This window comes from Legionella pneumophila subsp. fraseri (assembly GCF_000586315.1).
GTDB classification, from domain to species: Bacteria; Pseudomonadota; Gammaproteobacteria; order Legionellales; family Legionellaceae; genus Legionella; species Legionella pneumophila_B.
The window spans coordinates 98,520-110,438 of the sequence record NZ_KK074225.1 but is presented as its reverse complement, the minus strand read 5'-3'; the positions used below and the strand labels follow the sequence as shown (position 1 = coordinate 110,438).

Sequence of the window (11,919 nt, the reverse complement as noted above, 5' to 3'; positions counted from 1 at the left end):
TCCGTTGGCGGTGATGAGGACTGGCTGTCGCTACCGCTGCTACTGCTTGTTGTTGGCGGTGATGAGGACTGACTGTCGCTACCGCTACTTGACGAAGTAGGCGTAGGAGTAGTACTGCTCGAACTCGGACTAGAACTGGAGCTGGAGCTGGAACTCGAACTGGAATTCGAGCTGGAACTGGATTGTTGTGTTGAGGAGTTGGGACTTGGTTTGGATTCTTCCGAACCAGCCAGTTTATTTTTAATCCCTTCCACTGCTTTATCTACCAGAAAACTGGCGCCGGCTGAGATTTTGCCACCTACCCAATAAAAAGGCTTGTTGATAAGACCCTGCCATTGTTCAACCAGTTGCATATACCTTTCAAGCATTTCCATTTCCGGATCTTTTTTGTCATTACCTGATTTTTGTCCTTCCGCAGGTTTATTTTCAGCATCAGGTTGAGGGGCATTTGCGCCAAATTGCTTGCCTATATTGTCAGCCAATTTGCCAAGCCCTTTTTTAGCAAGTCCTCCGATTACACTGCCTACTTTCCCCAGTGTACTTTGTTGAGGACCGGGCTCAACAGGTTGCTCATCCGTTGGTTTCGGTTTTGGTTTCGGCGTTGGTGTCTGTGATTTGGGTTTTGGAGTTTCTGCCATGTTAATTTACCCTATCTGTTGATATCTAAATTATAGTACCTCATCAAGATTTTGTCCGAGATTACTTTTCCAGGTTATCTATCCAGGAATATATTTTTTATTTGCTACTTAATATAGTAAGATAAATGACCTAATTAAAGACAATATGATATAGAATTTTACATAAATTTTACTAAATTAAAGTCATCTCTATAATTCTATAACCAAAAATAATTATTAATATGGATTGCTCTTAAATTAACCTTTGGCAATTCAATCCAAAATGCCAACGTGCCATGGTTTATCTACGACGTCCAGGGATCCTGCGCACAAGGCGAGGGACGTAAGTTCTGGCTCGAATTATCAACAGACTCCAGTCTTTTACGAGAAAGAAAAATAGCACAATACTTATACTAAAATTAAACTAATACAATTATAACTTTTACATTTTTATGTTTGATAATACACTTTCTTCCTAGAAAGTGTATTGGCTCCCAATCAAGTCAATTATTATACAACCACATGGCATAACAATGAACAATGACTACTCTATGAAAATCAATGATTTTCGGTATATGCGCCGCGGAAAACATCTTAGTGAATTACGCTCGGAAGAAGCAAATCTCCTCTCCCCTGTCAATCAACAAGGCAAAGGCACAGAACGAGCATTACTGGTATTGCATGGTTTTTCTTCTTCACCGGCAGTTTACCGATATCTGATTCCTAATTTAAAAAATTATAATGCCATCCTTTGTCCTATATTGGCTGGGCATGCTGAAAGTATAGAAGCCTTTTCAAAATCCACAGCAACTGATTGGCTTCAATCAGCAAAAAACGCCTGTGAACTCTTAATAAATCAATATCAAAAAGTTGATGTTTTAGGGTTATCCCTGGGAGGATTATTAGCCTGTCAATTAAGTCAATCCTTTACTATCAATCACCTCTTTCTTTTGGCTCCCGCATTAAAACTACACATGCGCATCAACGCCATGCTGAAATTAGCCCAGGTTCTTAAGTGCCTGGGATTTCGGCAACTTCGCAACGCCGCGGGGAATATTATCACCGATGAGCATGCCGAAATCGCTTATAGAAAACTTCCCATTTCCACAATCATTGAAATGCTAACCTTGGCTCGGGAATATGAATGGCTCCCCCCTACTTGCCCAGCAGATCTTTTTCTTGGGACTCATGATCAAGTAGTTGCTTCTCAACAAGTAGAACAACTATTTTGTGATTTACCTAATGTCAAAATACATTGGCTAAAAAATTCCGCTCACGTACTGCCACTAGACAACGATCTCAATGAAATTATTGATTGTATTAATAAAAGCAAATGAAGGGAAATCAAAAATTGCCATGATTGATTTGTAACCAATCAAACAACCTGGTATTTGGACTTGCACTCGTTATAACAATTTAGATATTGAATAAGAAAAAAAATCATTGTATTTTAACGACTCATTTTGTTCTTTGGAAATTAAACATGTTTTTTTATAATGCCTCATTAAAAAATGATGAATTAAATGCATCAAAAATTGCTATTCTCGTTACAGGATTAGCCTCATTATTACTTATTGGAAATTATAGCGATGAAGAGTCCTACGAGGATGTCTCTCCCTCTTTCCTTAGTTGGGTGATGGAAGATACCCCTAATTACCCATTTACATCCGATGAGGAAGGATTTGAAGTCAACATTGGAATTCCGTTTCAACTGTAATTTATAGCAAGCTAAATTCACCAAGGGTTTACCCTAATGAATTTAGCTCTTTTATCCTGAATAAATGCTAGGGAAACTGCTTATTGTATCTATCAAAATCTTTTAGATCAGATTGACTCCATTCGCGCATATCCAGCACAGAACCATTAAATGCCATGAAATCAGCCCGAGTTTTTGATAAGTTATAATAGTAAATATCGCTGGCATCGGTAGCAAGGCTGCTTTGATGATTCACAGCAGAAATTTCCGCCATGGATTTATCATGGGTTTTCACAAAACTACGCTGAGCTCGTAAATATTTTCCCTTAAATTGAGCAAAATCCCATAATTCAACATCCAGCCGATTCACAATTCCAGCCAATTGAATTTTGGCGGCCTTTTTTGCTCTAATGGTTAAAGTATCGCTTTTTATCCAATACAAACTTAATGTACCCTTCCCATACATATCAAGCTGTCTTAGATTGACAAAACCAGATATCAGTACTTTGGGATCTCCTTTCAATACGATTTGCAAATTCCTGCTGGATACACCATTGATTTGTGTCACGCCATTACCGACTGCCTCGAGTTTTTGCAACCCAATGTTTCCTGCCAGTCTGGTGGTGCCTTCGTTCGCCAAATACAAGTCCAAGTAGCTGGTCCGTAAATTATTCCCTGTCACAAGGCCAGCGCCCTCATAGCGAAACCGGTTGAGGAATTTGGTTTTAATATCCACAGTCACAGCACCATAATCCGGGTATCCCTGGCCCAAAGACACATAGAGTGTATTTTGTTTTACTATCGTTCTTACTTGAACCAAATCTCTGGGATCACCGCGTAACATGACCTCTGGCTTATTATACCCGGTATGCAAATTAACGTTCAGTCGTCCCTGAACTACGATTTGATTGAACGATGACACTTGGCGAAACTGCCGTGTACTGCTGGTACCTTGTTTTTTAACCTCTGCTGGAGGTGTTTGCGGTTTATGATGGGCGCAGCTTGCCAATACAAACATAAGTAAAATCAATAAGTAGCACCGCTTTAGCATAATCTGTATTCCTATATCAATAATCTCTCTACATTAGAGGAAGTTTTGACAATGTGCAAGGCAGTCTCCTATAAGGAAGCAATGCCATATTATTTTAAAAAAAGTTTTGTGAACGAGTCATCTCCTCCATTTGAATACTATGACCATTTTTCATTACTAAAATCAGAAATGGTGACATTGCTATTACAATAATCATGGTGTTGTGAGTGGCTGGCTTTATCAACCAAAGACTCTAGAGAGTCTTTAAAAGGTATGAGAGCAGGTAATTGGACATAAATATCCACCAAGATCCCATTCTTGCAACTTAAAGTCACTTTACCTGTATTGTTTTCCCCGAAAGATCTTTTAATCAATTCACGCAAAGTAGTCAATTTTACAGTATCACCACGATGAGTGGTAAGATATTGACCGAACTCTGTATTATTAACTTCTGTAGTTAAGCGCATGGCCAAACTAAAATAACTATCTGTGCTTAAATCCTGACAGCTCCCATGTTTGTTCCATTCATGGCGCTCCAGACAACTGCCATAATTGTAACTCGGCATAAGTTTCTTTAAATTTTGAGCAACATCAGAAGATAAATCCAATGGAGAATAATCACAATGGTTTGTTCGAGGGCTTATTCCACAATAGCCATAATTATGGCCGCATGCTTCTTGATTAGGCCATAATCCATGCAGGATCAAATGATTGGCCTGATAGGCTGTCTTTGTTAATTTCAAACATTCTGGTTTACCTATTTCATACCCATAAGTTTCACAAAAACCTGGCTGTGAGCTTAAAGCCAACACATAAGAATCAGCCATCCCGGGAGTAAGATCGCAGCTTGCTTTTGGACGCTCAGTGTATTCAATGACCCCGCAATCAACACTCACCCAGCGCAGATTAGGTTGATGGTCTGAAAATTGTATACGCAACCAATCCGGTTTGGTTTTATTAATTTCTTTTAATTGATATTTCTGGTTGGGCTCAACCATTAAATTATCAGGATTTGACTTACGATTCTTGGAAAGGAAAGCAGGACATGATTTTGTTGCTTCGAAAGTACCATTGACGAGAATTGAGGCATTAACAGTGAAAGAACAAAAAAGCAAAAGCAGGGTGATTGGTTTTATCATTAAGACATCCTGGCTTGTCTTTGGTATGCTCATTATACCCTAGTCGGATATGAATGCCAGCAATTATTTTTTCATGAAATTGATTAATAAAGATTTTTTGAATACAACTCCATTCCCAATAAAAAATACTATGATATAGAAGTAGGTACCGGAGAAAATAAATGACCCAACAAGATCCTTTAGTGATTAAATCCGAGGGAGACAAAGCTTTAGAAAAAGGGGATCTGCCACTTGCCTTAAAATTTTATGAAGAAGCTTTGGCCATAAATTCTCAGTTTTCTGGCGCTTATTATCAAAAGGGAACCGTTTTGCTGCGCATGGGTAAAGCCATTCAAGCAGCAGCCATGTACTGGCAAGCTTATTTATTCAGTGAATTCAAAACAGACATAGGATTAATGACGGCAAAAACCCTGGCCCACGCTAATTATTCCTTTTCAGCCTGCAAGCTTTTTGAATCATTTAAAATGGAAGAAATGGATGGCGAAAGCCTCGCCTATTACCTTTATGCTCTAAGGCAACAAGGAAGGGTAAAAGAAGCATATTCCCTATTCCCGCACGTAAATCAGTTCAATACTCCTAAAACAAGTTGGGCAAGAGCAATTATTTTGCTTGATCTCAATAAAATTGAGGAAGCGCGCTTCTTACTTGAACCACTTGAACAAACAGACAAGGATGGACATATAACCATTTTACTTCATGCGGTATATCTGGCTTTAAATGATAAAAAAGCAGTAAAAGCGCTTTTAGACAGGGCAATTCAACGCATACCAGCCAATGATTATTTTTGCTGCCAGCGAATTGCAATTGATATCCTCGACGGCTTAAACAAGACACCGATAGATACTTATCGCTCTTTCAAACGCTTTGATCTCATCGATGCGGCTGATTATCTTCATAAACATTCGGACAAGCATTTGCTGCATAGCGGGACAACTTATCAAACATTTGATTTATTAGCGCCACAGGTTCCTTCTAAAGGCTTAATACTGGAATTTGGAGTACGGTTCGGCTATTCGATTTCCCATATTGCCGAACTCTTTCCCAAACGCAAAATTTTTGGATTCGACAGTTTTCAAGGTTTACCCGAAGATTGGCACCATGAAAAAGCTGGTTCCTATTCCACCTACGGTAAAATTCCATCCCTTGCAAATAATGTCGCTCTAATCGCAGGATGGTTTAATGAGACTTTGCCCGATTTTAAAAAAAATCACAGGGAACCCATCGCTTTTATGAATATCGATTGTGATCTCTATTCTTCCACCAAATTGGTGTTCAACGAATTAAATTCTCAGATTGTTCCTGGCACTATCATAGTATTCGATGAATACATTGGCAATATCAATTGGCGTCAGGATGAATTTAAAGCGTTTCAAGAATGGGTAAAAGAAAATAAAGTGGAATATCGTTATCTTACTGCCAGTTTTTATACCAAGCAGGTCTCAGTACAAATTCTTAAGAGAAAAAGTAAAACATAATTGAAAAATCAATGCGATTTATTGGCATTAAAAAACCACCTTCCTTTTTGTCGCTTTGAGACAAACAATAAAGGAAGGTAATTCAGTGAATACGGGATTATATAGCAGTTACTTCTTCTGCTTGCAAACCTTTAGCTCCCTTAGTAACAAGAAATTCCACACGTTGTCCCTCTAACAAAGTTTTGCGCCCGGCGCTGCTAACGATAGAGCGGAAGTGTACAAATACATCGTCTTGACCATTATCACGACTAATGAAGCCATAACCTTTATCATCATTAAACCACTTAACGTGGCCAGTTTCTTTCACAGACATTTCAAAGTTCCAAATAAAATTAAACAAACACTTGTAACGAGCGATAAGAGAAAAAATACAATGTAATTATCGAGAGAAATTCACGACCAAGGTAAGTATGAGGAAGGAGTTTGTCGAAAAACAAGATTTTAACCAATAATGCTCATAGAACAAGTGATTATAATTATAATACACTATTCTACAAATAGCGAGCATTATGTACAATATCTTCGATAAATGTACCACTTTTATCTTATGATCTAAGGCCTGTTACAGTGATCATCCAACATTACAGGCTTCTCCAACGATGCCAGTGGGGATTTCGTTGGTGAAGTAAAAAACTGCCAGGCCCTATGCACATTTTTCCAACTGAAATCTTCTTCATAGCGCATAGTCGGAGCATACATTTCCGTCATGGCATCGGTTGCCTTATTGGCCACACAGGCTACGTCTTCAAAACTTCCCAAAACATAGGAGCCCAAATACATAGTATTGGTACGCTGCTGTTCATTATCCAATTGCAATCGCAAATCCCAGGGAAGAGTTGACATGTAATCTTCCCAGATTTTATCTTTTATAACCGTGACATCAGTTACTCCCGGGATTGATTCCAATTCTTTTCTTAGCGCTTCATGATCAAATTTAAATTCCTTGTTATTAGGCGGCAAATTGACATAAACCGTGCACAAGCGCCCGTCATCGGGATTACTCCGGTTATCTCTGGTTGTGATAAGTGCCAAATGTCCAAAACCTGTTTCCTCAAGCGCTTTTGTGAAAAAATATTGTTGCGGTGGTAATCCCTTGATTTTGTAAACAGCAACCGGATAGCGATAATAATCCAAGCTCACTATACAATTCTTTTCAACTTCAGTTAAATCCAAGCCCAGAGACTCCCAATTTCTTGGCGAAGTAGCTAAAACCAAAGTATCGGCAGTTTCGGTTTGCTCGATGCCGTTATGCACATAAGTCACCGTAACCTTATCTTTTTCTCTCTTAATCTGGGAAACAGCAGCATTGACACGCACATCAAATTGTTCTGCAATTTTTTCCATTAAAAGTTGAAAACCACCATGTATTGCTAACAGAGAAGGCCTGCCAATGAATTGTTCAGCCAAAAGAATATCCGGCATGGTTAGTTTGCCCATGTACTCAAGGACACAATAAGCTGGGCAAAAATTTAAATCCCCATAACCAAATCCAGGCACAAATGGCTTTAAAAAAACAGGTAAATACAGCATGTTGTTTAGCTTGCAATATTCAGAAAAAGGGACTAACAATTTATTTGGAAGTGCTTTTTTATTCTGCTTTGCCTTTTTATAAACATCGTAGTCACTATTAAAAGTCCATAATTCTCCAAGCAAATTCATTTCCATACTTATTTTTTCTAAAGAACTGGCCTTTTCAAATAATTGCTTGATTTCTATCGTTTCAGAGGCCGTTGGCATGACTTTTTCGAATTCAATGCCATGCTCAGATAATGCATCAAGAACAACACCATAATTGGGGGCAACCAATGCAGCTCCCCACTCCGTTTTTAACTCAGGGTAATCAGCATCAGAATAAGTATGGCATTTACCACCTACCACAGGCTCACGTTCAAGGAATATACATTCTACTGTCTTATTTTGTAATTTTGCTATTTCCTTTAATCGACGCGCTGCAAATAAGCCACTAGGGCCTGCTCCTATAAAAATTACTTTGGATGGTAATGTCTTCATTGAAATCCTCTTTGGTGAAATCGATTTACAACTTACCTTTGTTAACTACAACCACTCAAACTGGAATTATTTTCTGTCTACGCAAAATGCCCTGAAATCGAAAAAATATAGTGACTTGATTTTTAAACGATGCATTAAGCACCCACTGGGTGGATACTGCTGACAAGCAGCGGTAAGTAGACAATCGATTCTTTAAAATTCAAGCGACTATAACTATAAAAAACAATCACTTATTCTTACTTTGATGAAAAACTACAGTTAACTTAACATAAGGATGGATAAATGAAAACTCGCAAAAAATCAGCATCCAGGAATTGATGCAGGCGTGATATTTTTTGGCAGCATAGACTGCAATTCATGAGCCAATTCCAACAATAACCAATCATTACCTTTTGCCGTACCCATTTGGATAGAGACAGGCAAATGATGGTGGAACATAACCGGTAGAGTCATAGCAGGTAATCCGCCCTGATTAAACAAGGAAGTAAAGGGGGAAAACTCTTTCTTTTTTTGTAGATAGTTATTGAATTCCTCATCGGTTCGCAGTTGGCCTATTAACAATGGTAATTGAGCTAATGCCGGAGTTAATACAATGTCTGTATTTTCCAATAATTGATGCAAAGGCCTAAGTAATTGGTATAGTTTATTTTTGGCAACAATTAATTCATAGGCGGAAACCGCTTTTCCTCTGTAATAAAATTCCCATGTTATGGGTTCCAGTTCATTAATCATTGGTTTTCTGCCACTGATCTGTTCTTGAATTTTTACTTTTGTATACGTATTTGCTGCAATTAAAGTATGGGCGCATGAGCTTATAGCTTGTAGATCTAATGGCAAATGCACTTCATTTAATCTGTGGCCTGAATTTTTCAGGATTTCTTTTATTTTCTCCACTGCGTCCTGGCATTCCTTTGCAATTGGAACCTCAGCAAAAGCGCCTTTCAGCTCAGTAATGAGCAATTTTTTTTTCTTTCTCGATAATTTGTTAAGTCGCATTGGGTTTATTAAATTTTTAAATAACGCGAGAGTATCTCTAATGGAACGAGTGAGTATAAAGCTGGTAGCCATCCCGGACCATGACTCATCAACCCATGGCCCTGAGGGAACCAGACCTGATGTTGGTTTGAATCCAAACAAGCCACAACAAGCCGCTGGAATACGAATCGACCCGCCACCATCGCTTGCCGTAGCCACAGGAGCAATCCCTGCCGTTATTGCAGCGGCAGACCCACCAGAAGACCCTCCTGCAGTTCTCATAGCATCAAAAGGATTTCTGCAAGGTCCAAATAAGCGAGATTCAGTAACACAGGAAAGACCTAATTCTGAGGTATTTGTTTTTGCAAAAGGTACAAAACCCAAGGTAATCAATTTATTAATTAAATCACTGTTCGTTTCAGCCAGATTATTGGCAAAAAACCTTGAACCCTCAGTTAGTCTAATACCCTCTATCGCATGCCCCAGATCTTTGACTAATAGAGGGACTCCATAATAGGGTTCATTGCCTCTCATTTTCCCAAGACATTGATGCGCATATTCAAAACAATCTGTAACTATGGCATTTAATGAAGGATTTACTTCATAAAGGCGTTCTTGTGCACACTGCAAAACTTCCTCAACGCTAACCTGTTGATCTTTGATGAGTTTAGCGAGCTCATGCACATCATAATGGATGTACTCATTAACATGCATACTCAATTCCTACAATAGCCAGATAGCTTTATAAAGGGAGAGCATTACTCTTTACCAGGTTATCAATAACATTATAGCTGTTTGTTAGCCTAATCGTCTGAAGAGCTTATCCCAACTGCGATACTTCTATGACGGCTCCAATCAGGACGAAAAACCCCAAGGTCAAGGCAAAAAATATTTTAACCGAAGAGATTGGGACATCCTGTCAATAAGTTGTCCCCATTAACAGTAAAGGAATAACAGACAAAGACTATCCCTTTCTATGGATTTCATTTCTACAATGGATTAATAGGAGGTAACTTACTGTTTTTTCGCTTTTTCACAGATTCGTTACGTTTCACTGCATGCACCGCTCGTAATAATTCATCCCCACGCCATAACGTTTTTTCCTGACTTCGGTACAATACTTGTGAAAGCAGATGCAATTGTTTCTTTAAATGCACGTCCCTTACCAATTGTGCTAAATCAGTTAAGTTAAGTATTGGAGCATCAGGCCATTGTACAGAGGCCCATTTTAAAACCGCATCACGAGCTTTTTTGGGATTACATTCATTACAAGCTTTATTTAAAGCATCCAACGCTTTTTTATACTCCTTTTTACTGGATGAATCTCTTGGTCGTCTTTGCCATACCCATAAACTTAAAGTGAGTAACCAGGCCAAACCAAAAAATATTGCCAGTCCCACAGCCCAACGTCCTGATTCATTGGAAACCGAGTCAGAATCTGGCAATGATTGACTGCTGGCTGAAATTTCTTTATCGGTCACTTGAGGGTTCGCAGTATTTGTCTTGACCGAAGTTGAAGGGATAATATCCAAACTTCTTGGAGGTAAGACAGCGATTTCTTCTTTACCTGTTTCAGTATTAAACCAGGGAAGACGCAATTCGGGTATTGTCGTTTTACCTGCTTTATTGAATAAATAAGTGACCTTGATTTCAACACTGCCAATCAGATCACCTTGTTTCACCTGATTACGTTCGGCTCCTTTCTCTGGATAAACGCTAAAGAAATTGGTTTCATCAAAGGCAAGAGAAGGTAATAATTGAGCTGGAATGCCTACTCCTTCCAATGTCACTGTGCGTGTTAAAGTGCTTCCTTGGCTAAGAGTCTGATTGCTGTTTTCGTATTGCTCGGATAACTTGACTTGCTTTGCCGGTAACCATAGTTTGCCTTGAAACTTATCAGGGATTGGTTTGATAGTTAAATTTATCGTTTTATCCGTCGCTTTAATGCGTTGGGGGTTATAATCATAAACAAGAGCATTAAAAGTCGGTGATATGATTTTCAAAGAGCCACTTTTTTGCGGATATATCGCATAAGTTTGCTCTTCAACAACATAATTAATGTTGTTATGAACAGCATGGTAACGTTTCGCATCCCCTAACGGAATCAACAAGGCATCATCCACTTTTGGACCTTGATAATCAGCATCTAACAATCGTTTGCTATTGTATAATTTGACCGTATAAATAATTTGTTGATTAACATAAGGTTTTTTCTCATTCACTTCAGCCGTCAGAAAAACGTCCTGCTTTTGAATAGCATCATCAGGTAAAGCCTGTGTTTTGGCATTAGCCTGAACATTGATAGTGATGGGAAGACTTTGTTCAAGACCTACTTTTATTGGAGGAATAGTAAAAATGCCTGGCTTTAAGGCTCTCAAAAGTACAACCCACTGACTTTGTGATTGCGCCTGCCCATTAATAATGGAATAGTTGACATGCCTTTCTGTACCCAAAATCACAAAATCCTTTTGCAATTCAGTCAGATCGGGAACGCCTCCACCCTGTTGATCTTCTTGGGTAATGGATAATTTAAAGGTTTCTCCCATCGTGACTTGAGAAGGTTCAAGCTCGACTTTGATTTCAGCAAATGATACTGACGAAAATAAACTCAATAGAACCCATAGCATTAATTTCTTCATTGGTACCACCCACGCTCTCTACGTAAATGATCACGTAAAAATTTTTCTCTCATTAATCCACCCGGATCATCAGGTATTAATCGCAACCATTGCTCTTTGGCAAGTTGTTTCTCCTGATTCGACCCGGACTGAATTTCTCCCTCTTGTTTGTCATTTTTTTTATTTTGATCTTTATTCTGTTCAGCCTTGTTTTGCTGATCTTTGTTTTGCTTGTCCTGATTTTGCTGACTCTGATTCTGTTGATCTTGGTTCTGCTTGTCCTGATTTTGCTGACTCTGGTTCTGTTGATCTTGGTTCTGCTTGTCCTGATTTTGCTGATTCTGGTTCTGTTGATCTTT

9 protein-coding genes and 2 pseudogenes are annotated in these 11,919 nt (G+C 38.8%); 3 read left to right on the top strand and 8 right to left on the bottom strand.

Annotation, left to right across the window (positions count from 1 at the left end; all coding sequences use genetic code 11):
- A pseudogene (locus CC34_RS01000000116580) lies at positions 1 to 638 on the bottom strand (hypothetical protein); the annotation flags it as partial.
- A 530-nt stretch (positions 639 to 1,168) separates the two neighbouring features.
- Between CC34_RS01000000116580 and CC34_RS0112110 the strand changes: the two are divergent.
- Both CC34_RS0112110 and CC34_RS0112105 read left to right on the top strand, forming a co-directional pair.
- On the top strand, positions 1,169 to 1,954 hold the full coding sequence (locus CC34_RS0112110; protein ID WP_028379580.1) for an alpha/beta hydrolase: 786 nt from the start codon (positions 1,169 to 1,171) through the stop codon (positions 1,952 to 1,954).
- Positions 1,955 to 2,100: 146 nt separating this feature from the next.
- The gene (locus tag CC34_RS0112105; RefSeq protein ID WP_028379579.1) at positions 2,101 to 2,334 is read left to right on the top strand and encodes a hypothetical protein; all 234 of its coding nucleotides are present in this window, start codon (positions 2,101 to 2,103) and stop codon (positions 2,332 to 2,334) included.
- 67 nt (positions 2,335 to 2,401) lie between these two features.
- On the opposite strand, the gene CC34_RS0112100 is transcribed toward CC34_RS0112105, so the two are convergent.
- Together CC34_RS0112100 and CC34_RS0112095 are read right to left on the bottom strand one after the other, a co-directional pair.
- Entirely contained in the window at positions 2,402 to 3,364 is a 963-nt protein-coding gene (locus CC34_RS0112100) for a GIN domain-containing protein (protein ID WP_028379578.1), read from the bottom strand.
- 137 nt (positions 3,365 to 3,501) lie between these two features.
- On the bottom strand, positions 3,502 to 4,482 hold the full coding sequence (locus CC34_RS0112095; protein ID WP_028379577.1) for a ribonuclease T2 family protein: 981 nt from the start codon (positions 4,480 to 4,482) through the stop codon (positions 3,502 to 3,504).
- Between the two features lie 161 nt (positions 4,483 to 4,643).
- Here CC34_RS0112095 and CC34_RS0112090 point away from each other — a divergent pair, with 161 nt between their 5' ends.
- Complete coding sequence (locus CC34_RS0112090) at positions 4,644 to 5,957, top strand: class I SAM-dependent methyltransferase (protein ID WP_028379576.1); 1,314 nt, start codon at positions 4,644 to 4,646, stop codon at positions 5,955 to 5,957.
- Between the two features lie 97 nt (positions 5,958 to 6,054).
- Here the strand turns inward: CC34_RS0112090 and CC34_RS0112085 are convergent, their stop codons facing one another.
- The 5 genes and pseudogenes from CC34_RS0112085 to CC34_RS1000000117555 all read right to left on the bottom strand — a co-directional run.
- The gene (locus CC34_RS0112085; RefSeq protein ID WP_011216684.1) at positions 6,055 to 6,270 is read right to left on the bottom strand and encodes a cold-shock protein; all 216 of its coding nucleotides are present in this window, start codon (positions 6,268 to 6,270) and stop codon (positions 6,055 to 6,057) included.
- Positions 6,271 to 6,509: 239 nt separating this feature from the next.
- Positions 6,510 to 7,967 (bottom strand): FAD-dependent oxidoreductase, encoded by a 1,458-nt coding sequence (locus CC34_RS0112080; protein WP_028379575.1) that lies wholly within the window; start codon positions 7,965 to 7,967, stop codon positions 6,510 to 6,512.
- Positions 7,968 to 8,267: 300 nt separating this feature from the next.
- Entirely contained in the window at positions 8,268 to 9,656 is a 1,389-nt protein-coding gene (locus tag CC34_RS0112075; protein ID WP_028379574.1) for an amidase, read from the bottom strand.
- Positions 9,657 to 9,931: 275 nt separating this feature from the next.
- Entirely contained in the window at positions 9,932 to 11,581 is a 1,650-nt protein-coding gene (locus CC34_RS0112070) for a BatD family protein (RefSeq protein ID WP_028379573.1), read from the bottom strand.
- Positions 11,578 to 11,919: pseudogene (locus tag CC34_RS1000000117555) on the bottom strand (tetratricopeptide repeat protein); the annotation flags it as partial. The pseudogene CC34_RS1000000117555 and the gene CC34_RS0112070, both read right to left, overlap by 4 nt.

Excerpts from the sequence above, each read along its gene's own strand:
- CC34_RS0112110 (WP_028379580.1), top strand. The coding sequence starts at position 1,169 with ATGAAAATCAATGATTTTCGGTATATGCGCCGCGGAAAACATCTTAGT.
- CC34_RS0112105 (WP_028379579.1), top strand. The coding sequence starts at position 2,101 with ATGTTTTTTTATAATGCCTCATTAAAAAATGATGAATTAAATGCATCA.
- CC34_RS0112100 (WP_028379578.1), bottom strand. The coding sequence starts at position 3,364 with ATGCTAAAGCGGTGCTACTTATTGATTTTACTTATGTTTGTATTGGCA.
- CC34_RS0112095 (WP_028379577.1), bottom strand. The coding sequence starts at position 4,482 with ATGATAAAACCAATCACCCTGCTTTTGCTTTTTTGTTCTTTCACTGTT.
- CC34_RS0112090 (WP_028379576.1), top strand. The coding sequence starts at position 4,644 with ATGACCCAACAAGATCCTTTAGTGATTAAATCCGAGGGAGACAAAGCT.
- CC34_RS0112085 (WP_011216684.1), bottom strand. The coding sequence starts at position 6,270 with ATGTCTGTGAAAGAAACTGGCCACGTTAAGTGGTTTAATGATGATAAA.
- CC34_RS0112080 (WP_028379575.1), bottom strand. The coding sequence starts at position 7,967 with ATGAAGACATTACCATCCAAAGTAATTTTTATAGGAGCAGGCCCTAGT.
- CC34_RS0112075 (WP_028379574.1), bottom strand. The coding sequence starts at position 9,656 with ATGCATGTTAATGAGTACATCCATTATGATGTGCATGAGCTCGCTAAA.
- CC34_RS0112070 (WP_028379573.1), bottom strand. The coding sequence starts at position 11,581 with ATGAAGAAATTAATGCTATGGGTTCTATTGAGTTTATTTTCGTCAGTA.